Source organism: Billgrantia kenyensis, assembly GCF_013697085.1.
GTDB classification, from domain to species: Bacteria; Pseudomonadota; Gammaproteobacteria; order Pseudomonadales; family Halomonadaceae; genus Halomonas; species Halomonas kenyensis.
On sequence record NZ_JACEFT010000001.1, the window covers coordinates 133,780 to 157,076 of the forward strand.

The window sequence follows — 23,297 nt, forward strand, 5'->3', positions numbered from 1 at the left end:
TGGCTGAGGCAGCCATTATGGGCATGGGGGGAAGGGGCTGCAATGCGCCTCCTGGCCGACAAGCCGGCGCCGATTGCGTATCCTGAGCGGGGCAAGCCAACCAACAAGGAGGTGTCGTGCACAGGTTCTCGATCCGGTTCTGGTGGAATACCGTACAGCAAGCCATCTCCCTTTGGCTGGAGCGCAATGCCTTCAGCTATGCCGGTTCGCTGGCGTTCTACACGCTCTTCTCGCTAGCTCCCACGGTGATCATCGCAGTCGCCGTGATCGGCGTGGTATTCGGCGAGGATGCGGCCCAGGGGCAGATCGTGGCCCAGTTGCAGGGCACCCTGGGGGAGGACGCGGCGCGGGCGGTGGAGCAGGCGGTAGCAGCGTCGCGTATCGAGGAGTCGGGCATCATGCCGACACTGCTCGGCTTCGGCGGCCTGCTGGTAGGGGCCACCACCGTCTTCGCCCAGATGCAGTTCTCGCTCAACACCCTCTGGGGCGTCACCGCCAAGCCCAGTCGCAACAGCTTCCTGCTGTTCCTCAAGCAGCGCCTGCTGTCGCTTGCCGTGGTGCTGGCGATCGGCTTCATCCTGTTGGTTTCCCTGCTCGTTGGGATCATGCTTCGCGCCATGTTGCAGGCCGTTGAAGGCGCCATGCCGCTGGTTGGGACGCTGACGGCGGGGGCGGAATTCCTTATCTCCTTGGCCGTGGTCACGGCCTTGTTCGCCACCATCTTCAAGGTGCTTCCCGATGTGGTACTGGGCTGGCGGGACGTGTTGCTGGGGGCGGTTGTCACGGCACTGCTGTTTGCCATCGGTCGCAGCGCCATTGCCTCCTACCTGGCGTATACCGCGACGGCCTCGACCTATGGCGCCGCCGGTTCGGTGGTGATGATCCTGCTGTGGGTCTACTACAGCTCACTGATCCTGCTGTTCGGCGCTGCCTTTACCCGCAGCTATCTGATCGGCCAGGGGCGCGAGATAGTGCCGCGCAACAGCGCAGTCGTCGTCAAGCGTGAACTGGTCATGGACTGAGTCATGGCGTGGCCGGGCGGAGGCGCCGCCCGGCCAGGGCCTCAGCCTCGCAGACGCTCCCGGGCCAGTTGGTCAGCTACCCCTGCCGGGCTCCTGTCCTCGGCCTTCGCGCGAGCGAAGATCTCGTCGGCGGTGGCGGCGATCCGCTCGACATGGCGCATGACCGCATTACGGTCGTAGTGTGCGTGTCGCTGGGCTTCGACTTCGATGACGCCGCCAGCGTTGGCGACGTAGTCGGGGGCGTAGAGAATATCCCGGGCGTGAAGGCTATTGGCAACGCCGGGGGTGGACAGCTGGTTGTTGGCAGCACCGCAAACCACCTTTGCCTTGAGCTGGCGAGCCACGTCTTCGGTCAATACAGCTCCCAGCGCGCAAGGGGCAAAGACATCCACCTCGGCGCCAAAGATGGCGTCCGGCGCGACACTATCCGCCCCCAGTTCGTCGACCAGCATGCCCAGGCTGTCACGATCCACGTCGGTGATCACCAGCCTGGCACCGGCAGCGTGAAGCTCGCGGGCCAGATGGGCACCTACGTGGCCGACACCCTGGATGGCAACTCGTACTCCCTTCAGGTCTTCCTGCCCCAGGCGATGGCGTACTGCGCTCTGCAGGGCACAGAACACCCCGTGCGCGGTGAAGGGCGAGGGGTCCCCTGACAGGCCGTCGTGGCCCAGACCGCTGACATGGCGGGTTTCCTGGCGGATGAGTCGCATGTCCTCTTCACCGCTGCCGGAGTCCTCGGCAGTGATATAGCGACCGCCAAGCGACTCGACCAGACGGCCCATGGCGCGCAGCATCGCCTTCGTCTTGTCGCGGCGCGGGTCGGCAATGATCACGGCCTTGCCGCCACCGAGAGGCAGGTCAGCCAGGGCCGACTTGTAGGTCATGCCGCGCGACAGGCGCAGCACGTCGGTCAAGGCGTCCGCTTCGCTGGTGTAGGGGTAGATGCGCAGGCCGCCCAGGGCGGGGCCGCGGCGAGTGTCGTGGATGGCGACGATGGCACGCAGGCCGCTGGCTTCGTCGGAGCCGAAGACGACCTGCTGGTGATGGTCGAACTCGGGGTGCTCAAAGATACGCATGGGTTGTCTCCCTCGTGAGGATGCGTTGTTGTTGGCTGGGAGCGAGGAGGGTGCTCCGTGCTCCACGGGGCGGTCGTGGCTTGTGGCCATACCGCATCCCTGTTATCAAGATTAGAATAATTTCGTCGCCGGTCGGTAGCCCGTTCGAGCGCTTTCAGCGTTGATTTCAGCATGTTGACGGGGCGCCAGGCGGGCTGGCCGGGAACGGCGCCAGGAAATGAGGAGGGAAGGATGACGAAGCGCTGCGTGAAGGCCAAGGTAGCGGGCAAGGTACAGGGCGTTTGGTATCGGCGTGCGGTTCAGGAGCAGGCCCTGCAGCATGGCTTGACCGGCTACGCCAAGAACCTGCCCGACGGTCAGGTGGAGGTGATGCTGTGTGGCGAGGCCGAAGCGGTGAATCAGGTAGCGAGCTGGCTATGGCAAGGTCCGCCCAATGCCCGGGTCACGCATGTCGAGCTGGAAGCGATCGAGCATCATGACCCGGACAACTTCGTTTGCCTGTGAGTCCGTTCAGCCAAGCGTCTCGGCAATCCACTCCACGACGGCTTCACCGTCCACTTCGAGGCACGCTTCCGCAAGAGGCGTTTGCGACCAGCGCTCCTGAATGAAGCCGCGGCCCTCGGGGGCGAAGATCGTCTGGCCTTCGGCCATGCCGTCGGTGACTACCGACAGATGACCGGGAGCGGTGGTAAACAGCTCCGGGCGCAGCAGCCAGGCGAGTGCGCAGCTGTCGTGGGGGCAGCAGCCGTCGATGCCGAGGAATTCGCGATAGAAATCGCGATAGAAGGCGTAACTGCCGGACAATACCTTGCCCAGTTCGCCCTGGCCCGCCTCGATGCGCGCCATGTGCTCCTGGGTCAGCACGCAGCGGTGAGTCACGTCGAGGCCCACCAGCGTGAGCGGCCAACCGGCGGTGAGTGCGCGCTGGGCGGCGTGCGGATCATTGAACATGTTGGCTTCGGCCACCGGGGTGACGTTGCCACCCTCGCGGATCGAGCCGCCCATGATGACAACGCGCTTGACCTTCTCGGTCAGGGCAGGAGCCAACTGCAGCGCGGCGGCCAGGTTGCCTACCGGCCCGACAGCGACCAGGGTGACTTCACCGGGGCGAGCATTGACCGTATCGACGATGAACTGCGCGGCGCTGCGTGAGTCCTTCTTTCCCTTCACCTCAGGTAGTTCGATGTTGCCCAGGCCATTGGCGCCATGAATATGGGCCGGGGCAGGGTGGCGCGGCTTGACCATGGGCCCCGCGGCCCCCTGGGCGACGGGAACGTCGTCGCGACCCGCCAGCTCACTCAGCAGCAAGGCGTTGTGTGTTGCGGTCTCCACGTCGACGTTGCCGTAGGTGGTGGTCAGGCCAAGCAGTTCGATCTCGGGGTGGCGCAGGGCGATGGCGATGGCCTGGGCGTCGTCGACGCCAGGGTCGGTATCGAAGATGATCGGATGCGACACGTTGCCTCCTTGTAGGTGTCAGTCGTTCGTCTGTTGGTCCATCTGTCGCGTGACTTCGTCGCGCGACGGGATGCTGTCGGCGGCGCCGGGTCGCTGAACGCCAAGCGCCGCGGCATGGGCTGCAAGCGCCAGGCAGTCGCCAATCTCTCGCTTCTCCTGCAACGCCGCCATGAAGTAGCCGATGAAGGTGTCGCCGGCGCCGGTGGTGTCCACCGCCTTCACCGGCAGGGCGCGCTGGAACTGCCGGTCGCTGTCTCGCTGGTACCAGGCACCTTCGCTGCCCAGGGTCAGTACCGTGGCCGTCTGGGGCAGCTTCTTGTTCAGGCCTTCGAGCAAGATTTCGGCATCGCTCGTTTCCGGCAGGCCGGCCAGCCACGCCGCCTCGCCGCGGTTGACGAACAGCAGCCGGCAGGCTTGCAGCGGCATTTCCAGTACCGTTTCGCTCATCGGGGCTGGGTTGAAGGCGACTGCCAGCCCCTTGTGCCGTGCGCACTCGAGAAGTTCCGCCAGGCCGTTGCACTCGTTCTGCACCAGCAGCCAGTCTCCGGGCTGGGCGGCTTCGCACAGGTCATCGCGATCCCGGCGGCTGAAACCGTGGTTGGCACCTGGATGAAGGATGATGGCGTTTTCGCCCTGGTCGTCGACCTGGATGATGGCGTGGCCACTGGCTTCGTCGACCAGTTCGACATGGCTGACGTCGACGCCGGCTCGCGCCAAGCGGTCCCTGGCCCAGGCGTCCTGGCGACCGAGCCTGCCCCAGTGGCATACCTGGCCGCCGGCCAAGGCCATGGCCAGCGACTGGTTGGCCCCCTTGCCGCCCAGCCCGACATGATAGCTACGGCTGGCCAGCGTTTCCCCGGGATGCACCAGATGGGGAACACGATAGAAATGGTCCAGGTTGATCGAGCCCAGGTTGTGAAGCGTGGGGCTGTGCAGCATGGTCATGCTCCGCCGTGTTGTGCCTTCCAGCTACGCAGGTTCTCGCCGGTAAGCGCCACGATGCGTTGGCGCGCCTCGGGGGTGATCCAGGCGTTGTGGGGCGTGACGATGAGGTTGAGCGGCTCGTGCAGGGCATCGAGCAGCGAATGGCTGTCACGCGGGGGCTCCGCTGGCAGCACGTCGACGCCCAGGCCGCCGAGGTGCCCTTCGCGCAGCGCGAGCAGCGCCGCTTCTTCATCGATGATGCCGCCGCGGGCGCAGTTCACCAGCAGGGCGCCTGGCTTGAGGCTGGCAAGCCGCTCGGTGTCGATCAGGTGGCGAGTGGCCTCGGTCAGTGGGCAGTGCAGGCTGATGACGTCGGCCTCGGGGGCGAGTTCGGCGATTCCCGGGCGTGGGTCGTTGGCCTCGTTGCCAGGGCGGGCGGCAAAGCTGACGCGCATGCCGAAGGCTTCGGCAAGGGCGGCGACGCGGCTGCCCAGCTCACCTTGTCCGACAATGACCAGATGCTTGTCTTCGAGCTGCAGGGTGCCGTGATCCATCAGGCAGAAGAAGGGGCTCTGGTTCCAGCGTCCGCCGGCAACGTCGCGCTGGTAGAGCGGCAGGCGGTTGGCCAGGGTGAGTATCAGCATCAGCGTATGCTGGGCCACGCTGGCGGTGCCGTAGGCCGTGACGTTGCGCACCGGGATGCCCTGGCGCTCGGCGGCGGCCATGTCGATGTTGTTGGTGCCGGTGGCCAGCACGCAGATCAGCTTGAGCCCGGGCAGTGCCTCGAGGGTGGCGGCATCGAGCACGACCTTGTTGACGATGGCGATGTCGGCGCCGGCCAGGCGCTCGCGGCTCTGCTCCGTGGTGCTGGCCTGGTGAACCTCCAGGCTTCCCACTTGCTCCCTGACAGGAGAGAGGTCGACGTCCGGGCCGAGGCTGGCAGCATCGAGTATCACGGCTTTCATGCTGGTTTCCTTGTGTTGGTCTGCCTTGGCAAGGCCGGGACAGGCCCTGCCAGGCACGTTATACTATCGGGCTTTCACGGCAGGCTTGGAAAGTGCACCGCTCGACCCTATATCGCCGTTGGTTGCGCGCTGTCGAATCAGGAGTGAATTGAACCATGCCCATCTATGAATATCAGTGCAAGGCCTGCGGCCATCGTCTGGAGAAGCTACAGAAGCTCAGCGCCGCCCCTCTGACCGACTGTCCTGCCTGTGAAGCGCCGGCGCTCTCGCGCCTGGTTTCCGCGGCGGGCTTCCGTCTGGCCGGCGGCGGCTGGTACGAAACCGACTTCAAGTCCGGCAGCAAGAAGAACCTGGCCGGCGACTCAGCTGGCGGCGGTGGAGAGAGCAAAGAAAGCAAGGCGCCGGCCAAGGACGGCGCTGCGGCCTGACCGCGACCGACCCTTCAATCGATAACGTTACGAAACAGGATACGACATGCGCAGCCATTATTGCGGCCAGCTCAACGAGACCCTGGTGGACCAGACGGTCACCCTGTGCGGCTGGGTTCACCGTCGCCGTGACCACGGGGGCGTGATCTTCCTCGACATGCGCGATCGCGACGGCATCGCCCAGGTCGTGGTCGATCCCGACACCGCCGAGGCCTTCGCCACTGCCGACCGTGCTCGCAGCGAATTCGTGCTGCGGATCTCCGGCCGCGTGCGTCTGCGTCCCGAAGGCACCCAGAACCCCAAGATGCCCACCGGCATGGTCGAGGTGCTGGCCAAGGAGGTCGAGGTGCTGAACACGGCGGCCACGCCGCCGTTCCAGCTCGACGAGCATGGCAAGGTGGGCGAAGAGGTGCGTCTCAAGTACCGCTACGTCGACCTGCGTCGCCCGGAGATGATCGAGAAGCTGCGCCTGCGCTCGCGCATTTCGCACCATGTGCGCGCCTTTCTCGAGGGGCAGGGCTTCCTCGACATCGAGACACCGATCCTGACCCGTGCCACGCCGGAAGGGGCGCGGGACTATCTGGTGCCGAGCCGCACCCATCCGGGCAGCTTCTTTGCCCTGCCGCAGTCACCCCAGCTGTTCAAGCAGCTGCTGATGGTGTCCGGCTTCGACCGCTACTATCAGATCGCCAAGTGTTTCCGCGATGAGGACCTGCGCGCCGATCGCCAGCCGGAATTTACCCAGATCGATATCGAGGCCTCCTTTGTCGAGGAGGACGATATCATGGGCATCACCGAGTCCATGATCCGCGCGCTGTTCCAGGACGTGCTCGACGTGGAGCTGCCCGAGTTCCCGCGCATGACCTGGACCGACGCCATGGACCGCTACGGCTCCGACAAGCCTGATCTGCGCATTCCGCTGATGCTGGTCGACGTCGACGATTTGATGAAGCAGGTCGACTTCCAGGTCTTCTCCGGCCCGGCCAACGCCGACGACGGTCGCGTGGCTGCGCTCAAGGTTCCCGGCGGAGCCAGCATGTCGCGCAAGGTGATCGACGACTACACCAAGTTCGTCGGCATATACGGCGCCAAGGGCCTGGCCTGGATCAAGGTCAACGAGCGTGCCAAGGGTATCGAGGGGCTGCAGTCGCCGATCGTCAAGTTCATGGAGAACGTGATCGAGGAACTGCTCGATCGCGTCGGCGCCGAGGACGGCGACATCGTGTTGTTCGGCGCCGACAAGGCCAGCGTGGTCAACGAGGCGCTGGGCGCGCTGCGAGTCAAGCTGGGCGAAGACCTCAACCTCTATACCCACGACTGGGCGCCGCTGTGGGTGGTCGACTTCCCCATGTTCGAAGCCGAGGACAATGGTCGCCTGACTCCGTTGCACCATCCGTTCACTTCACCTTCGTGCAGCCCCGAGGAGCTCAAGGCCAATCCGGCCTCCGCGCTCTCCCGTGCCTACGACATGGTGCTCAACGGCACCGAGCTGGGTGGCGGCTCGATCCGTATTCACGACCAGCAGATGCAGAGCACGGTGTTCGAGATCCTCGGTATTGGCGAGGAGGAGGCTCGTGAGAAGTTCGGCTTCCTGCTCGACGCGCTTCACTACGGTGCGCCGCCCCATGGTGGACTGGCCTTCGGTCTTGACCGCCTGGTCATGCTGATGGCCGGTGCGCGGACCATTCGTGAAGTGATCGCTTTCCCCAAGACCCAGAGTGCGTCCTGCCCGATGACCGATGCACCCGGCGAGGTGAGCGTCGATCAGCTTCGCGAACTCAACATTCGCCTGCGCCAGAAGGCCAAGGTGGAAGGCCAGGAGTAACGCCCTGTCCTTTCGATGCGGTATACAGTAACCGGCGCCCAGGAGGCGCCGGTTTTACGACACGGGTATCCAATGGAGCTTGAGGTCCTGCTCTCGACTCCCTCGAATGGGGACACGCCTTGCTGATTCTCGGTATCGACCCGGGCTCGCGTATCACCGGCTACGGCGTCATCGACGTTGCCACGCCCAAGCCGCGCTATGTGGCCAGCGGCTGTATTCGCTTGCAGGACGCCGTCTTGCCGCAGCGCCTGGCGCGCATCTATGCAGGTATCGCTGAATTGATCGCGCAGCATCGCCCCGGCGAGCTGGCGATCGAGCAGGTGTTCATGGCCAGGAACCCCGACTCGGCACTCAAACTGGGTCAGGCGCGCGGAGCGGCGATCGTATGCGCCGCCAATCACGGCCTGCCGGTCAACGAGTATGGGCCACGCCAGATCAAGCAGGCGGTGACCGGCAGCGGTGGGGCGACCAAGGAGCAGGTTCAGCACATGGTGGTGGCGATCCTGGGTCTCGATCGCTCTCCCCAGGCCGATGCCGCCGATGCGCTGGCGATCGCTCTGACCCATGCCCATGCCCGGCGCGGGCTGATCCAGCAGGGCAGCTTCGGCGGTCACCGTACGCGTCGGCGCGGTGCGACATGGCGGGATTTCAAACCCTGAAAGGGGGCTGCCAGGTGTGCAGGAATAATTCTCGAACACCGTTTACCGTGGGCTGGTAAGCCGCTTGAGCGACCAGTATAGTGGCGCCAGGAAGGCCTGAGCCTTGGACGTATTCGCATCGGCAAAGTGAAGTCTCATGATCGGACGCCTGCGTGGCACCCTGCTGGAAAAACAACCGCCCTGGCTAGTCCTCGACGTGGCCGGCGTCGGCTATGAGCTCGAGGCTTCGATGACCACCCTGGTGGCGTTACCCGGGATTGGAGAGCCCGTTTCGCTCTATACGCACCTGATCGTCCGCGACGATGCCCACCTGCTGTTCGGCTTCGCTCGGGAACAGGAAAGGGCGCTGTTCCGCGCGCTGATCCGTGTCAATGGCGTCGGCCCCAAGCTGGCCCTGGCGATCCTCTCGGGAATGGACGAGGCGGCTTTCATCCGCTGCGTGATGGAGGACGACGTCAAGTCGCTTACCCGCCTTCCCGGGGTGGGCAAGAAGACCGCGGAGCGCCTGATCATCGAGATGCGAGATCGCTTTCCCCACTGGGAGCACCCAGGTGCGGCGGACGCTTCCGTCACCCCAATGGCAGGCGGCGTTCGCCGGGAGCGCCAGGATCCGCTGGCCGATGCCGAGGCAGCGCTGGTCAGCCTGGGCTACAAGCCTACCGAAGCCGCGAAGATGCTGTCCGGCCTGGATGAAGAGTTGTCGACCGAGGCCTTGATCAAGGCGGCACTGACCAAGCGTATGGCCGGCTAGGGCATGTATCGGCAAGCGAGCCGGTACTCGCCCCTTGGATACCTGATCGGAGATCGAGGGACCTTGTCATGAACTGTTATGAGCGCCGTGAGTGTTCGACATGATGCAGGATGACCGCTTGATCGCCGCCGAAGAGCGCGAGGGTGAAAGCCGCGTCGACTACGCGATCCGTCCCAAGCGCCTGGCCGAATACATCGGCCAGCCTCGCGTGAGAGAGCAGCTGGAGATATTCATCAGCGCCGCGCGTGGCCGCGACGAGAGCCTCGACCATACCCTGGTGTTCGGCCCGCCGGGGCTGGGCAAGACCACGCTTGCCAACATCATCGCCGCGGAGATGGGGGTAGGGCTGAAGTCCACCTCGGGTCCGGTACTCGAGCGCGCCGGTGATCTCGCCGCCATGCTTACCAACCTGCAGCCCGGCGACGTGCTGTTCATCGATGAGATCCACCGTCTGTCGCCGGTGGTGGAGGAGATCCTCTATCCCGCCATGGAGGACTTCCAGCTCGATATCGTGATTGGTGAAGGGCCGGCGGCGCGTTCCATCAAGCTGGATCTGCCTCCCTTTACCCTGGTGGGTGCGACCACCAGGGCCGGACTGCTCACTTCGCCGCTGCGCGATCGCTTCGGTATCGTCCAGCGCCTGGAGTTCTACGACATCGAGGAGCTGACCGAGATCGTGGCACGCTCGGCCAGGCTGCTCGCCGTCGAGTCCGACCGTGAGGGGGCTCGCGAGGTGGCTCGTCGGTCACGCGGCACACCCCGCATTGCCAACCGCCTGCTGCGCCGGGTGCGTGACTTCGCCCAGGTGCGTGGTAACGGGCAGGTGGATGCCATGATCGCCGACCAGGCGTTGAACATGCTGCACGTCGACCATCATGGTCTCGACCATATGGACCGTCGCCTGCTGCTGGCAATGATAGAAAAGTTCGATGGGGGGCCGGTCGGCATCGACTCCCTGGCAGCAGCGATCGGCGAAGAGCGTGACACCATCGAGGACGTGATCGAGCCCTACCTGATCCAGCAGGGGCTGATGATGCGTACCGCTCGGGGGCGAGTCGTCACGCGCCAGGCGTGGCAGCATTTCGGTCTGGTGCCGAACGAACAGGCCCTCGATGCCAGCGGTGAGGTGCGTCAGTGAGTGAATTTTGCCTGCCGCTGCGTGTCTACATCGAGGATACCGATGCCGGCGGCATCGTCTATTACGTCAACTATCTGAAATACATGGAGCGGGCCCGCAGTGATTGGTTGCGCCATCAAGGCGTAACCCAGCGCGAGCTGCTCGAGGCCGGCATTCAGCTGGTGGTTCACCGGCTGGAGTGTCGCTACGCCCGCCCCGCCCATCTCGATGACGAACTCTCGGTTACCGCAGCCGTCGAATCGAGCGGTCGCTGTCGGCTGCGTTTCCGCCAGATGGTGCTACGGGATGGGGAACCCTTGTGCGAGGCGATGGTCGACATCGCCTGTCTGGACGCAACGCGTCTCAAACCTACCCCCTGGCCGCCGGCGCTCGCCGCGGTTATCAACGGTCAATTGTAAGATCAGCGAGGATGCCCGTGAACGACACCATGTCCATACCCTACCTGATCATGAGTGCCAGCACCGTGGTGCAGCTGGTCATGCTGATCCTGGTAATAGGCTCGATACTCTCGTGGGTGGTCATTTTCCAGCGCACCTTCGTGATGCGCCGGGCTCGTGCCGCTCACCAGGCTTTCGAGGAGCGCTTCTGGTCAGGTGTGGATCTCAACGAGCTGTATCGCGAGACACCTTCCGAGCAGGAAACCCAGGGGGCCGAGCATGTCTTTCGTGCCGGCTTTCGTGAGTTCAATCGCCTGCTGACCAAGACCAAGAGCGCCGATGCCATCCTGGACGGGGTCCAGCGCAGCATGCGCGTGGCCTGGTCACGGGAGGAGGAGCGCCTGAGCCTGCATCTGGTCTTCCTGGCGACGGTTGCCTCGGCCAGTCCCTACATCGGCCTGTTCGGCACCGTGTGGGGCATCATGGGCTCGTTCCAATCGCTTTCCATGGCTCAGCAGGCCACTCTTGCCACCGTGGCTCCGTGGATTGCCGAGGCGCTGATTGCTACCGCCATGGGGCTGTTTGCCGCCATCCCCGCGGTCATCTTCTACAACCGCCTGTCGTCAGAATCCTCCCGGCTGTTGGGACGCTACGAAGACTTCGCCGAGGAATTCCACTCGATCCTGCATCGCAATCTGCAGGGCCGCAGCGAAGCCGGCGCCGCCTGAGGGAGTCGCGACATGAATGGTCCGTTCAACCGCGGTGGTAGCCGCAAGCCGATGGGGGAGATCAATGTCGTTCCCTTCATCGACGTCATGCTGGTACTGCTGGTCATCTTCATGATCACCGCGCCGATGCTGACCCAGGGGGTGCAGGTCGAACTGCCTCAGGTCACCTCCGAGGCGATCGATTCTCAGGAGGACAACGAACCCATCATCGTTTCGGTCGATCGCGAAGGCGGGTATTACCTTTCGGTCGGCGGTGAGGAGATGGCCGTGGATCTCCAGGAGCTGGGCGACCGTGTTCTGATCCTGCTCGACCGCCAGCCTGGCACGCCGGTCATGGTGAGAGGGGATCGCTACGTGCCATACGGCGAGGTTGTGACACTGATGAGCACCTTGCAGGTGGCCGGTGTCGCTAACGTCGGATTGATATCCGAACCGCCGTCGCGTGATTAGGAGCCCCGTGTTGTTGAGAAAAGCACGAGACTTGTTGGGTCGCCGACGACAGCGGGGCTCAGCACCCCGGGACAGCGGGCCGGTCGGCTACGGCCTGCCCACGCTGCTGGCAGTTGGCCTGCACGTGCTGGTCGTGGTGCTCAGTCTGGTGACCTTGCCCCAGCGCCAGCCGGATGAGCCTTTGTCCGACTCCATCGTACAGGCGACCCTGGTGAGTACCGAGACCACGACCGACCAGGCTCAGCGGGCCGAAGAGGCACGTGCGCGTGCCGCCGCGCGCCAGGCCGAGGAGGAGGCTCGCCAGGAAGAAGAGGCACGGCAAGCCGAAGCCGAGGAGCAAGCCCGGGCAGAGGCCGAGCGCCAAGCCGAGCAGGAGCAGGCCGAACAGGAACAGGCGGCACGTGAAGAGGAAGCGCGCCGCTTGCAGGAGGCCAGAGAGGAAGCCGAGGCTGAAGCCCAGCGCCGCGCTGAGGAAGCCGAGCGCCAGGCTCGCCTGCGTGAAGAGCAGGAAGCCGAGCGCCAGCGCCAGCAGGAAGCTGCGGCGGAGGCCGAACGCCAGCGTGAGCTCGAGGCCCAGCAGCGTGCCGAAGAGGAGGCGCGTCGTCAGCAGGAAGCCGAGGAGCAGCGCCGTCGCGAGGAGGAAGAGGCCCAGCGTCAGCAGGAAGCCGAGGAGCAGCGCCGCCGCGAGGAGGAAGAGGCTCAGCGTCAGCGTGAGGCCGAGGAGCAGCGCCGCCGCGAGGAGGAAGAGGCCCAGCGTCAGCGTGATGCCGAGGAGCAGCGCCGCCGCGAGGAAGAGGCACGTCGTGCTGCCGAAGCGGCGGCCGACGGCCTCGACCGTGCCATCGAAGGCGAATCGGATGCCGTGGCCAACGCCCGTCAGGCCCAGGAAGCGGCCAACAGCTTCATCAACCTGGTCCGCCGTGCGGTCGAGCAGGCCTGGGTGCTACCCCCCGGCGCAAGTGGAGGCCTCGCTGCCACGGTCCAGGTGCAGTTGGGCCCCTCGGGGGAGCTGTTTGGCGCTACCATTACCCAGAGTAGCGGAGACAATAGCTTCGACCGTTCCGCGCTACAGGCTGTGGAAGCCGCCGCGCCGTTTGGCGAGCTGCGCCAATTGCCAGCGGCGGCACAACGTGATTTCCGCCAGTTCAATCTGCGTTTCACACCGGGAGATGTACGCTGATGAAAGTCATCATGACCACCTGGCTGGGCGTCTTGCTGCTATTGGCCAGCTCGCTTGCCCAGGCCGACCTCACCATCGAAATCACCCGCGGCAGTGACCGGGCCACCCCCATTGCCGTCGTGCCATTCTCCGCTGACGGTGAAAGCCTTCCCGAGGATGTTGCGCAAATCATCAGCGACAACCTGGAGCGCAGTGGCTACTTTGCACCGCTGCCGCGGGATGCCATGTACGACCGGCCTTCATCCGGCGATGAAGTGCGCTACGGTCAGTGGCGTGCGCTCGATGTGCGCTATCTGGTGGTAGGACATGTGAGTCGCGCCTCCGATGGCTATAGCATCCGCTATGAACTGATGGATGTCAGTGGCCAGCGGCGGATGCTCGGGGAAAATGTCAGCGCGGGCGGCAACGAGCTTCGCGCCGGGGCGCACTACGTCAGTGATCAGATCTTCGAGGCCGTCACCGGCATCCGTGGCGCCTTCTCGACGCGCATCGCCTATGTCACGGCGCAGGGCACCGATCAGGACATGCAGTTCGCCCTTTATGTAGCCGATGCCGACGGACACAACAGCCAGCAGGTCCTGAGCTCGCGTGAGCCTATCCTGTCACCGGCCTGGTCGCCGGATGGCCGCAAACTGGCCTACGTCTCCTTCGAGACCGAGCGTCCCGCGATCTATGTACAGGAGGTGGGGACCGGGCAGCGAGCCCAGATAGCCTCCTTCGATGGCATCAACGGTGCGCCGGCATGGTCGCCCGATGGTCGCCGACTGGCCATGACCCTGTCCAAGGACGGCCAGCCCGATATCTATGTCATGGACGTGAGCTCGCGTAACCTCGAGCGGATCACCAACAACTCGAGCATCGACACCGAGCCTGCCTGGGCGCCGGATGGTCGCAGCCTGATCTTCACCTCGGATCGCAGCGGTGGGCCGCAGATCTATCGTCATACCCTCGGCAGCGGCCAGAACGAACGGCTCACGTTTACCGGCAATTACAATGCACGGGGACGCCTGTCGCCGGATGGTGAGACCCTGTTCATGGTCCACCGCAGCAACAACGGTTTCCAGGTGGCGCGCCAGGATCTCGGCTCCGGTCGTCTCGTCGTGCTCAGCGAATCTCGTTGGGACGAATCTCCCAGTGTTGCGCCCAATGGGACCATGGTAATCTTCGCCACTCAGCAAGGTAATAATGGGGTGTTGGGGGCCGTGTCAGCCGATGGACGGGCGTCCTACCGGCTGCCTTCGGCGAGTGGTGACGTGCGAGAGCCTGCATGGTCACCGTTCTTGAACTAGTGGTCCGTGTCATTCGAGTCCTTTGAAGGAGTTTGACGATGCATTTCAAGTCGTACGCCAGAACCCTGGCAATCGCCGTGTCCCTGGCCGTGGTCGCAGGTTGTACCAGCACTGGCGGAAGCCGTGACGGGACCATGGATGACGGACGTGCCAATGGAGGGGTCGGTACCGGGACTGCAGGCGCCGGCCAGGTCAGCGGCACCGGCACCAATGGCGTCAGCGCCGATCGCGCCGGCCAGCAGGCCGACGGCAGGATCCCTGAAGTCCGTACCATCTACTTCGACTTCGACCGCGACACCATTCGCTCGGAGTTCGAATCGGTACTGGTGGCGCATGCCCGCTATCTACGCTCCAACGGCAACGCCCGAGTCGTACTGCAGGGCCACACCGATGAGCGCGGTACGCGGGAGTACAACATGGCACTCGGTGAGCGTCGTGCCAACTCGGTGAAGCGCTTCCTGGAAGTCCAGGGTGTCTCGCCGTCCCAGCTCGAGGTGGTCAGCTACGGCGAAGAGCGCCTGGCGGTGCGGGGTAACAGCGAGGATGCTCATGCCCAGAACCGACGCGTGATGTTTGCCTACTGAGCCAACTGGCGCGGCCGTGCGCCGATGGAGTGAAGCATGAAACACAGTCTGAAAAGGCTGTGCGGCGCGGGAGCCCTGGTGCTCCCGCTGTCCGTGATAAGCCTTGTTGAAGCACAGCAGCGTCCGATCGTTGAAGACCGTACCGCCCAGCCGCGCGGAGGCTTCCTCGACCATGCGGAGGTGCGCGAAGAGCCGGGTGGCAGCCTGGTCCTGTACAATCAGCTGCAGGAACACCAGCACGAGATTCAGCAGCTGCGGGGCCAGATCGAGGAGCTGCGTCACCAGCTCGAGCAGCTGCGTAACCAGACCCGCCAGCAGTACATGGATCTCGACGAGCGGCTGATGGCCGGCAGTGCCGGTATCCAGACCAGCCCTGAAGTCGACCAGGAGTCGGCTCGCCAGGTGGCGCAGACGCCATCTCCCAGCGGCACCACTGCCGAGGCTCAGGCTGCCTATCAGGCCGCCTTCACCAAGGTGCAGGCGCGCGAATTCAACGAGGCCATCGAGGCATTCGATGCGTTCGTCGTCGACCACCCCGACACCAGCCTTACGCCCAACGGATACTACTGGCTGGGAGAGCTGCACTCGGCGGAAGCCAACCTCGAGGAGGCGGAGGCCGCCTTCCGCCAGGTGATCGACAACTACCCGCAAAGCAGCAAGGTGCCCGATGCCCTCTACAAGCTGGGATTGATCAAGGCGCGTCAGGGTGAGCTCGAAGAGAGTCGCGGACTGCTCGAACAGGTACGTGACGACTACCCCGACAGCAGCGCTGCCAGCCTTGCCAATGATTTCCTGCGCCAGTCCCTGTAGCGGGCTGGCCCTGTTCAAGGAACCAAGATGACCTGCATGATCGACTACGAAGCGCCTGTCGACCTGCTTCAGGACCGTATTATCCTCGTGACCGGAGCGGGCGACGGTATCGGCCGTGAGGCGGCCCTGTGCTTTGCCCGGCACGGTGCCACGGTGATCCTGCTGGGACGTACGATTGCCAAGCTGGAGAAGGTCTACGACGAGATCGAGGCTGCCGGTGGTCCGCAGCCGGCCATCTTTCCGCTCAATTTCGAAGGCGCCACGCTCAAGGATTACCATGACATGGCCGAGACTCTGCACAAGGAGTTCGGTCGCCTCGATGGCATCCTGCACAATGCCGGCCTGCTGGGCCGCATCACTCCTTTCGAGCAGTACAATCCCGAGCTGTGGGACCAGGTGATGCAGGTCAATATCAACGGCCCGGTGTGGATGACTCAAGCGCTGCTGCCTCTGCTGCAGGCGTCGCCCGACGCGTCAGTGGTCTTCACCTCCTCGGGAGTCGGTCGCAAGGGGCGCGCCTATTGGGGAGCCTATGCCGTCTCCAAGTTCGCCACCGAGGGTTTCATGGAAGTGCTGGCGGACGAGGTAGAGCACCTGGGCACGCTGCGGGTCAACACGCTCAATCCCGGCGCGACGCGTACCAAGATGCGCGCCGACGCCTACCCCGGCGAGGACCCGCAGACGCTGCGCACCCCGGAGCAGATCATGCCCACCTATCTGTGGCTGATGGGGCCGGATAGCAAGGGTTATAACGGCCAGCGCTTCGACGCCCAGCCGCCCAGGTAAGCAAATGGCTGCGCGGGCGAATCGCTGTGTTGCCCGGATGCTCGCATTCCTCACGTATAACCCCATACGCTCGGATTGCTGTGCTCCGGGCGCCTGGCGCTTCATCCCGCTCGCCAATTTGCGCTAGCTCGGCTGTTAGCCTGCCTGATAACTCAGGCAGGCTCCAGCAGGGCCTCGACCAGCGCTTCGCAGGTCTCGAACCAGAGATCGGCCGGCCACTGCCGATAGTCCTCTCCCTCTTCGATGTAGCCGTAACCCACGGCGACGGCGACCATGCCGGCAGCGCGGGCTGCCTGCATGTCGCGCAGATGGTCGCCGATGTACCAGCATTGGCCCGGTGTCACTGTCAATTGCTCTGCGGCGGCCCACAGCGGGTCCGGGGCTGGCTTGCGCACCGGCAGGTCGTCGGCGCACAGCAACGCCCCCGGGGTCAGGCCCAGTGCATCGACCAGGGGGGCTGCGTAGGCCCGCGGCTTGTTGGTCACGATGCCCCATGGCAGCCGTCGGGCTTCCCAGCGCTCCAGCAACCGGTCGAGGTGAGGAAACAGGCAGCTCTCTTCCGCCACGGCCTGGCCGTAGGCGTCGAGCAGGAACTGGCGCGCTTCGTCATGATCCTGGTGCGCCTTGTCCAGTCCCAGCGCCAGTGCCACCAGGGCGCTGCCACCGTTGGAAACCTGGGCGCGAATCAGCGGATAGGGCAGCGGTTCGAGGCCATGATGTGCTCGCAGGGCATTGGTTGCCCTGGCCAGATCCGGTGCGGTGTCGACAAGCGTTCCATCGAGATCGAACAGCAGGGCGCTGGGGGAGTGTGTCATTCCGGCTCCCGGCGGCAGTGCATCATGTAGTTGACCGAGACGTCCCGCGAGGAGAGGTGATAACGGCGTGTCAGCGGGTTATAGACCAGCCCGCTCTGCTCGCGAACGGTAAGCCCGTGCTCACGGCACCACCCGGCAAGCTCCGAGGGGCGAATGAACTTGCGATACTCGTGGGTGCCGCGGGGCAGCATCTGCAGGAGGTATTCGGCGCCGATGATAGCCAGTGCATAGGCTTTGGGGTTGCGGTTGATGGTCGAGAAGAACAGCTGTCCGCCCGGCTTCACCAGCGCCGCGCAGGCCTGGATGACCGAACTCGGGTCGGGCACGTGCTCGAGCATCTCCATGCAGGTCACGACGTCATATTGGCCGGGGTGTTCGGCAGCCATGGCCTCGGCGCTGGCCTGGCGATACTCGACCTCCACGCCCGTCTCCAGGGCATGCAGGCGTGCCACGCCGAGCGGTGCTTCCCCCATGTCGATGCCGGTGACTCGGGCGCCGCGATGCGCCATGGCTTCCGCCAGGATGCCGCCGCCGCAGCCGACGTCGAGCACCTGGCGTCCGGCCAGCCCGCAGCGGGCGTCGATGAAGTCCAGGCGCAGCGGATTGATGTCATGCAGCGGCTTGAACTCGCTGTGCGGATCCCACCAGCGACTGGCCAGGGCTTCGAACTTGGCGATTTCGCCCTGGTCGACGTTGTGGTGGAGGCTAGCGCTCATGTGGTCTCTCCGTGTCAATTGGTCTGGCACCCTGGCAACATTCTTTACCTTCGGTATCATGCGCTATTGTACCCGTAGCTGCCCGGGCTTTCCCATGATGGAATCAAGGACCGGCCCGGGAGCGACATTCACCGACTCTCGATCCACCAACCGACAAGGAAGGCACCCATGATCCGCAAGGCCGTTCTGCCCGTGGCCGGTTTCGGCACTCGCTGCTTGCCCGCTTCCAAGGCGATCCCCAAGGAGATGATCACCATCGTCGATCGTCCCGTGATCCAGTATGTGGTCAACGAGGCGGTCGCCGCCGGTATCCGTGACATCGTACTGGTCACTCATGCCAGCAAAAGCGCCATCGAAAACCACTTTGATACCCACTACGAGCTTGAAGCCACCCTCGAGGCCAAGAACAAGCAGGAGCTTCTCGATGAGCTTCGCGCCATCGTCCCTGCTGACGTGAACATCATCAGCGTTCGGCAGCATGAGCCGCTGGGCCTCGGTCATGCCGTGCTCTGCGCGCGCCCGGTCATCGGCGACAGCGACCCCTTTGCGGTACTGCTTCCCGACGTGCTGGTCGACGATGAGGGGCTCGAGCGCAATGACCTGGCCGGCATGATCGATGCCTACGAGGCGTCGGGTCGCTCGCAGCTGATGGTCGAGGACGTGCCCTGGGAGAATGTGCACAAGTACGGCATCGTCAGTCCCGAAGGAGAGCCGCCGGCTGCCGGGAGCTCCTGTCCGCTGGCCGGCGTGGTGGAGAAGCCCGCCCGTGAGGAGGCGCCTTCCAACCTGGCCGTGATCGGCCGCTACGTCCTTCCGGGCAGTATCTTTGCGCTGCTGGCCGAGACTCCGCCTGGGGCCGGCGACGAGATCCAGCTCACCGACGCCATCGAGACCCTGCGTCAGCGCGACGGCGTGGATGCCTGGCGCATGTGCGGCAAGACCTACGACTGCGGACATCAGCTAGGATATCTTGAGGCCACCTTGGTCTTTGGCCGTCGTCACCCGCGCTTCGGCGAGGGATTCCGCGAGCTCCTCGCACGCTATAGCCAGGCGGGGTAAGCGCCATGCGCATTGAGATACATGGCAGTGAGCTGGCAGCGGCAACCGCCGCTGCCGCGCTTTCCTGGGTCGGCCACCAGGTGCGTTGGGTACCCCATGAGACGATGCGTTGGCCGGAGCTCCAGGCCGCGGACTGGCTGCGGCGCGAGCCGGACCTCCTCGATCGGCTCGAAGAAGGGCTCGAGCAGGGCACCCTGCGCCTGGCCAATGGCGAAGGGAGCGCGGGTGGGGCCGACGCACGCATCGACATTCTCTGGCTCGCCCTGTCGCCGGAGCAGCGCGAGGAGGCCGGTGACCTGGCCGCCAAGGTGGCTGGGCGCCAGGACGGTGCGCTGGTCCTGGTCAACAACTCGACATTTCCCGTCGGTGAGACCGAGCGGCTCGAAGTGCGGCTGGGTGGCAACGGCCGGAGGGCAGTCGCCCTGGTCGACATGATCGAGGAGGGGCGAGCCTGGGACAGCTTCACCCGGCCCGGTCGCTGGCTGCTGGGGTGTGACGATGAGCGCGCCGAAGCCCAGGTACGGGAAGTGCTGCGTGCCTTCAACCGGCGGCGTGATGTGATGCAACTGATGCCGCGCCGAGCGGCTGAACTCACCAAGCTGGCGACGATCGGCATGCTTGCCACCCGCATCAGCTACATGAACGAGATTGCCGGGCTCGCCGATAGCCTGGGTGTCGATGTCGAGTACGTGCGCCAGGGCATGGGGGCGGATTCACGGATCGGCTACGAGTACCTCTATCCCGGTTGTGGCTTCGGAGGACCTCATTTCTCCCGCGACCTGATGCGGCTGGCGGATGTCCAGGTGGCGATTGGCCGTCACTCGGCACTGCTCGAGCAGGTACTCGACATCAATGAGCAGAAGAAGGAGACCCTGTTTCGCAAACTCTGGACGCATTTTCACGGCCAGCTCGAAGGGCGCACCGTGGCGATCTGGGGGGCTGCCTTCAAGCCGGGCTCGGCACGCATCGATCACGCCCCTGTCCTCACCTTGCTGAGGGCGCTTTGGGCTCAGGGGGTCAGGGTGCAGCTGCACGATCCGGCCGCCACCCCCGCGCTGCGTGCCGAAGTGGGTGAACACCCGCTGCTGACCCTGTTCGATGGCGATCCTTACGCCGCCTGCGAGAATGCCGATGCGCTGATTCTGGTTACCGAATGGAAGCACTACTGGAATCCCGACTGGCCGCGTCTCTCCAGCACGTTACGCGAAAAGCTGCTGCTGGACGGCCGCAATATCTACGACCCCGCCCATGTGGCCGACTGGGGCTTGGTGTACCGTGGCATCGGTCGCCGAGCCGAGCCGCCGGAGCGTACCTCGTCGCGTTGAGGTGGCAGTGTGCGCGCAGGCGTATAACCTGCGTACAATGGTTAGGCGCCTGCCGCACCTGTCAACAAGGAGTTCGTCATGCCCGAAGCGCGTCCTTCCGAGCGACGTCCCATCGTGCCCGACCCTGACACCAGCCTGACCCGACCACGCCGGCCTTCGACGCCACAGCCGCGGCTGTGGCCGCTGAAATTTGCCGTGTTGGTGTTGCTCGCCATGCTGGTTGGCTTGGCGTGGCTGGGGTGGCAGGAGCGGGAGCGTCTCAATGCCCAGGTGGCTCAAGTTACCTCAGAGATGTCCAATGTCCATGCCCGATTCGATGCGGAGGAGGGGCGCGGAGCTCATGTCGGAGCCCTGGATTCGAGACTCTCGTCGCTGGAGGATCATAACGAATCCATCGTCGCGCGCCTGGCGGGACTGGAAGTCGAGGTGCAGCAGGTCAGCGAGAGGGACGCTTCACGCGTCGAAGCCCTGGACGAACGTGTCGATGCGATCGGCGATCGTCTTGGGCGACTCGTTTCGGAGGCCGATAACAGGGAGGCGATGCTCGCTGCAGTGCGGACTTCGCTGGATTCACTGGAGCGGGTGGCCGAAGAGGGGCGCGAGGCCTTGGCGGCGAGGATCGAGACGCTGGGTGATGGCGGCCAGCTTCAGGAGCAACGCTTTGCCGAGCTGCAATCGACCCAAGAGGAGCTGGTGGAAGAGATGCTGAGCGTGAGAGCATCTCTGGACGAGCGCCTCGACGCCCTGGATGAGCATGTCCAGCACCAGTTGGAAGAGCAGCTTGCCACGCTGGAGACGGCGGTCGAGACACGCCAGACGGAGCTGGAGTCGCGCCTCGATAGCCTGGCGGCTGACGTCGAGGCCGTAGCCGAGACCGATGAGGCTGCACAGGCGGTAGGAGAGTTGCAGGCCAGGCTGGCTAGCATCGAGACCGAGTTGCGTGAGCTGCGTCAGGAGCAGTTGACGCTTAGCGCGGGGCTGGAAGCCTTGCAATAGTTTGGCCGGCCCACTGTGGGCCGGACAGGAGTCAAGTCGGGAAGCCGTGTATGGGAATTGGCGTGGTATCACGCATGGGGGCGGCGGCCCTGTGTCTTGGCATGGCGCACGGAGCGCTGGCACTCGAGGCGCGCATCGATGGCCTGACCGGCGATGCGGCGGATAATGTCGGTTACTATCTCGAGCAACTGGATGCTGACCAGTACGACCGTCGCCGCCTTGAAGGTGAGGTGCTGAGGCGGACGCGCGAGGCCATGCGGGTCTATGGCTACTATGAGCCGAGCATCGCCGTCCGGCTCGACGAGAGGGAGCCGCCTCGCTACGCAAACCTGACCATCGACCCCGGGTCGCGAGTGATCGTGCAGGTACTGGATATCCGGCTCGAAGGCGATGCAGCCAGGGATGCACCATTTCGCGATACCGTGGATACGTTTCCGTTGGCGGAAGGGGACCCCCTGGAGCACGCGCCCTGGGATCGCATGCGCAATCGCCTGGCGAACCTCTCCCTCGAGCGCGGCTATTTCGACTGGGCCTTTACCGATCGCCGCATGGAAGTTCGTCCCTTTGACGAGAGTGCCAGGCTCTATCTCGCCCTCGACAGCGGGCAGCGCTACGCATTCGGCGATATCGCAATACGCGGCAATCACATCGTCGAGGACAGGCTGCGGCGCCTGGCGCCCTTCGAGCCTGGTCAACCCTATCTTGCCGGCCAGGTGGCGCTCTATGCGCAGCGACTGGGCCAGACCAACTGGTTCAGCTCTGTGAGCGTTCGGCCGCGACTCGATGCACGTCGCGAACTGGCCCTGGCACCGCCGACGCTGGGCTGGTGGAATGTGGTGGAAACTGAGGGCGAGGCGGCGCTGCCCCAGGTGCCGACCACGCTGACGGCAATCGCGACCGGCCCCCGAATTTCTGCCGCTGCGTTGCGCTCGGCGGCGCGCTTGCGTGATGAAGAGCAGCCCAGCATGCCGATTGACGTGGTCCTGGCCCCAGCCGACCGCCATCAGTTCGAGGTCGGTATCGGTTACGCCACCGACGTCGGGCCTCGACTTCGATTCGGTTGGAATCAGCCGTGGATCAATCGCTACGGGCACAGCCTGGAGCACGACCTGTTCATATCCCAGCCGGAGCAGGGGCTGAGCGGCACTTACCTGATGCCGCTGGACGACCCGCTGCGCGACCAGTACCGCTTTCAGTATGGCCTGCGCCATCGCGACAATCAGGACACGCGTACCAACGAGGCAACCGTGGAGGCCGCGAGGCGTTGGGAGTTCGCCAACCGCTGGGTACAGACCCTGTTCGTGCGTGCCACTTACGAGGACTTCACCCAGGGCGGGGAAGCCGAAAGCGTCTTCATCTACTACCCGGGGGTCAGCTGGTCGAGAACCCGCACCCGTGACCCGCGCTTCCCCACCTGGGGGGACCGTCAACGCATTGCCTTCGAATACTCGGATACCGCCTGGGGATCGGATGCAGGCTTCTTGCGCATGACGGGGGACACGGAGTGGATTCGCATGTTCGGGGATAACCTGCGCTTCGTGACACGGCTGGGCCTGGGGGCGATTGAAACCGATGACTTTTCTCAGGTGCCGCCGTCGCTGCGCTTCTTCACCGGTGGTGATCGCTCCGTGCGTGGCTATGGCTACGAGACGCTGGCACCCCGCAACGAGGAAGGTCTGATCCGCGGCGGCCAGCAGATGCTTGCCGGCAGCGTCGAGCTTCAAAGGCGGATCACGGGCAACTGGTGGGGCGCGGCCTTCGTCGACACGGGCGACGCCTTCGATGACTGGTGGCCGGAAACCTTGAATACCGGCGCCGGCCTGGGGGCTCGCTGGATCTCGCCTGTCGGCCCCGTACGCTTCGATGTCGCCCACCCTTTCGATGACGACGACAATGCGTGGCGTGTGCACTTCTCCATCGGACCGGAATTCTGAGA

Annotated in this window: 25 protein-coding genes; 19 read left to right on the top strand and 6 right to left on the bottom strand. The window is 64.6% G+C overall.

Going from position 1 to position 23,297, the window contains the following annotated elements:
* Positions 1 to 116: 116 nt before the first annotated feature.
* Positions 117 to 1,022, top strand: coding sequence for a YhjD/YihY/BrkB family envelope integrity protein (locus tag H1D44_RS00475; protein WP_181512885.1), 906 nt, complete (start codon positions 117 to 119; stop codon positions 1,020 to 1,022).
* Positions 1,023 to 1,063: 41 nt separating this feature from the next.
* Here H1D44_RS00475 and H1D44_RS00480 read toward each other — a convergent pair whose 3' ends face one another.
* Positions 1,064 to 2,101 (bottom strand): Glu/Leu/Phe/Val family dehydrogenase, encoded by a 1,038-nt coding sequence (locus H1D44_RS00480; protein ID WP_181512886.1) that lies wholly within the window; start codon positions 2,099 to 2,101, stop codon positions 1,064 to 1,066.
* A 231-nt stretch (positions 2,102 to 2,332) separates the two neighbouring features.
* Between H1D44_RS00480 and yccX the strand changes: the two genes are divergently transcribed.
* Positions 2,333 to 2,605, top strand: a complete 273-nt coding sequence (gene yccX, locus H1D44_RS00485; protein WP_181512887.1) for an acylphosphatase — start codon at positions 2,333 to 2,335, stop codon at positions 2,603 to 2,605.
* A 6-nt stretch (positions 2,606 to 2,611) separates the two neighbouring features.
* Here the strand turns inward: yccX and H1D44_RS00490 are convergent, their stop codons facing one another.
* The 3 genes from H1D44_RS00490 to H1D44_RS00500 are packed head-to-tail and all read right to left on the bottom strand — an operon-like array spanning position 2,612 to position 5,445.
* Positions 2,612 to 3,556 (bottom strand): nucleoside hydrolase, encoded by a 945-nt coding sequence (locus tag H1D44_RS00490; RefSeq protein ID WP_181512888.1) that lies wholly within the window; start codon positions 3,554 to 3,556, stop codon positions 2,612 to 2,614.
* Between the two features lie 18 nt (positions 3,557 to 3,574).
* Positions 3,575 to 4,495 (bottom strand): ribokinase, encoded by a 921-nt coding sequence (locus H1D44_RS00495; RefSeq protein WP_422671643.1) that lies wholly within the window; start codon positions 4,493 to 4,495, stop codon positions 3,575 to 3,577.
* A 2-nt stretch (positions 4,496 to 4,497) separates the two neighbouring features.
* A complete protein-coding gene (locus tag H1D44_RS00500) occupies positions 4,498 to 5,445 on the bottom strand; it encodes a D-2-hydroxyacid dehydrogenase (protein WP_181512890.1) in 948 nt (315 codons plus the stop codon).
* Positions 5,446 to 5,600: 155 nt separating this feature from the next.
* On the opposite strand from H1D44_RS00500, the gene H1D44_RS00505 reads away from it, so the two are divergent.
* The 13 genes from H1D44_RS00505 to H1D44_RS00565 all read left to right on the top strand — a co-directional run bounded on the left by H1D44_RS00505 (position 5,601) and on the right by H1D44_RS00565 (position 16,450).
* Entirely contained in the window at positions 5,601 to 5,873 is a 273-nt protein-coding gene (locus H1D44_RS00505; RefSeq protein ID WP_010628624.1) for an FmdB family zinc ribbon protein, read from the top strand.
* A gap of 46 nt (positions 5,874 to 5,919) precedes the next feature.
* Positions 5,920 to 7,698, top strand: a complete 1,779-nt coding sequence (gene aspS / locus H1D44_RS00510) for an aspartate--tRNA ligase (protein ID WP_181512891.1) — start codon at positions 5,920 to 5,922, stop codon at positions 7,696 to 7,698.
* A 119-nt stretch (positions 7,699 to 7,817) separates the two neighbouring features.
* On the top strand, positions 7,818 to 8,357 hold the full coding sequence (ruvC, locus tag H1D44_RS00515; protein ID WP_181512892.1) for a crossover junction endodeoxyribonuclease RuvC: 540 nt from the start codon (positions 7,818 to 7,820) through the stop codon (positions 8,355 to 8,357).
* 136 nt (positions 8,358 to 8,493) lie between these two features.
* Positions 8,494 to 9,108 carry a Holliday junction branch migration protein RuvA gene (gene ruvA, locus H1D44_RS00520; RefSeq protein WP_181512893.1) on the top strand — a complete coding sequence of 205 codons (615 nt, stop codon included), beginning with the start codon at positions 8,494 to 8,496 and terminating at the stop codon, positions 9,106 to 9,108.
* A 100-nt stretch (positions 9,109 to 9,208) separates the two neighbouring features.
* On the top strand, positions 9,209 to 10,246 hold the full coding sequence (ruvB, locus tag H1D44_RS00525) for a Holliday junction branch migration DNA helicase RuvB (RefSeq protein WP_181512894.1): 1,038 nt from the start codon (positions 9,209 to 9,211) through the stop codon (positions 10,244 to 10,246).
* Positions 10,243 to 10,644 carry a tol-pal system-associated acyl-CoA thioesterase gene (gene ybgC / locus H1D44_RS00530; RefSeq protein ID WP_338073449.1) on the top strand — a complete coding sequence of 134 codons (402 nt, stop codon included), beginning with the start codon at positions 10,243 to 10,245 and terminating at the stop codon, positions 10,642 to 10,644. The genes ruvB and ybgC overlap by 4 nt, the downstream gene beginning before the upstream one ends.
* A gap of 17 nt (positions 10,645 to 10,661) precedes the next feature.
* Positions 10,662 to 11,351, top strand: coding sequence for a protein TolQ (gene tolQ, locus H1D44_RS00535; protein WP_238984337.1), 690 nt, complete (start codon positions 10,662 to 10,664; stop codon positions 11,349 to 11,351).
* 12 nt (positions 11,352 to 11,363) lie between these two features.
* Entirely contained in the window at positions 11,364 to 11,801 is a 438-nt protein-coding gene (tolR, locus tag H1D44_RS00540) for a protein TolR (protein WP_181512895.1), read from the top strand.
* Between the two features lie 34 nt (positions 11,802 to 11,835).
* Positions 11,836 to 12,981, top strand: a complete 1,146-nt coding sequence (gene tolA / locus H1D44_RS00545; RefSeq protein WP_181512896.1) for a cell envelope integrity protein TolA — start codon at positions 11,836 to 11,838, stop codon at positions 12,979 to 12,981.
* Positions 12,981 to 14,270: a Tol-Pal system beta propeller repeat protein TolB gene (gene tolB / locus H1D44_RS00550; protein ID WP_181512897.1), complete on the top strand. Its 1,290-nt coding sequence runs from the start codon at positions 12,981 to 12,983 to the stop codon at positions 14,268 to 14,270. Before tolA ends, tolB begins: the two co-directional genes overlap by 1 nt.
* A gap of 38 nt (positions 14,271 to 14,308) precedes the next feature.
* Positions 14,309 to 14,854 carry a peptidoglycan-associated lipoprotein Pal gene (gene pal / locus H1D44_RS00555; protein ID WP_181512898.1) on the top strand — a complete coding sequence of 182 codons (546 nt, stop codon included), beginning with the start codon at positions 14,309 to 14,311 and terminating at the stop codon, positions 14,852 to 14,854.
* Between the two features lie 36 nt (positions 14,855 to 14,890).
* Positions 14,891 to 15,664, top strand: coding sequence for a tol-pal system protein YbgF (gene ybgF, locus H1D44_RS00560; protein WP_181512899.1), 774 nt, complete (start codon positions 14,891 to 14,893; stop codon positions 15,662 to 15,664).
* 27 nt (positions 15,665 to 15,691) lie between these two features.
* Positions 15,692 to 16,450: a YciK family oxidoreductase gene (locus H1D44_RS00565; protein WP_181512900.1), complete on the top strand. Its 759-nt coding sequence runs from the start codon at positions 15,692 to 15,694 to the stop codon at positions 16,448 to 16,450.
* A 152-nt stretch (positions 16,451 to 16,602) separates the two neighbouring features.
* Here H1D44_RS00565 and H1D44_RS00570 read toward each other — a convergent pair whose 3' ends face one another.
* Both H1D44_RS00570 and ubiG read right to left on the bottom strand, forming a co-directional pair.
* On the bottom strand, positions 16,603 to 17,265 hold the full coding sequence (locus H1D44_RS00570; RefSeq protein WP_181512901.1) for an HAD-IA family hydrolase: 663 nt from the start codon (positions 17,263 to 17,265) through the stop codon (positions 16,603 to 16,605).
* The gene (gene ubiG, locus H1D44_RS00575) at positions 17,262 to 17,981 is read right to left on the bottom strand and encodes a bifunctional 2-polyprenyl-6-hydroxyphenol methylase/3-demethylubiquinol 3-O-methyltransferase UbiG (protein WP_181512902.1); all 720 of its coding nucleotides are present in this window, start codon (positions 17,979 to 17,981) and stop codon (positions 17,262 to 17,264) included. The genes H1D44_RS00570 and ubiG overlap by 4 nt, the downstream gene beginning before the upstream one ends.
* Before the next feature lie 168 nt (positions 17,982 to 18,149).
* On the opposite strand from ubiG, the gene galU reads away from it, so the two are divergent.
* From galU to tamA, 4 genes are all read left to right on the top strand, one after another.
* Positions 18,150 to 19,040 (top strand): UTP--glucose-1-phosphate uridylyltransferase GalU, encoded by an 891-nt coding sequence (gene galU / locus H1D44_RS00580; RefSeq protein ID WP_181512903.1) that lies wholly within the window; start codon positions 18,150 to 18,152, stop codon positions 19,038 to 19,040.
* A gap of 5 nt (positions 19,041 to 19,045) precedes the next feature.
* A complete protein-coding gene (locus tag H1D44_RS00585) occupies positions 19,046 to 20,365 on the top strand; it encodes a UDP-glucose/GDP-mannose dehydrogenase family protein (protein WP_181512904.1) in 1,320 nt (439 codons plus the stop codon).
* Between the two features lie 78 nt (positions 20,366 to 20,443).
* Entirely contained in the window at positions 20,444 to 21,361 is a 918-nt protein-coding gene (locus H1D44_RS00590; RefSeq protein WP_181512905.1) for a coiled-coil domain-containing protein, read from the top strand.
* A 50-nt stretch (positions 21,362 to 21,411) separates the two neighbouring features.
* Positions 21,412 to 23,295 carry an autotransporter assembly complex protein TamA gene (gene tamA, locus H1D44_RS00595; RefSeq protein WP_338073450.1) on the top strand — a complete coding sequence of 628 codons (1,884 nt, stop codon included), beginning with the start codon at positions 21,412 to 21,414 and terminating at the stop codon, positions 23,293 to 23,295.
* Positions 23,296 to 23,297: the final 2 nt, after the last annotated feature.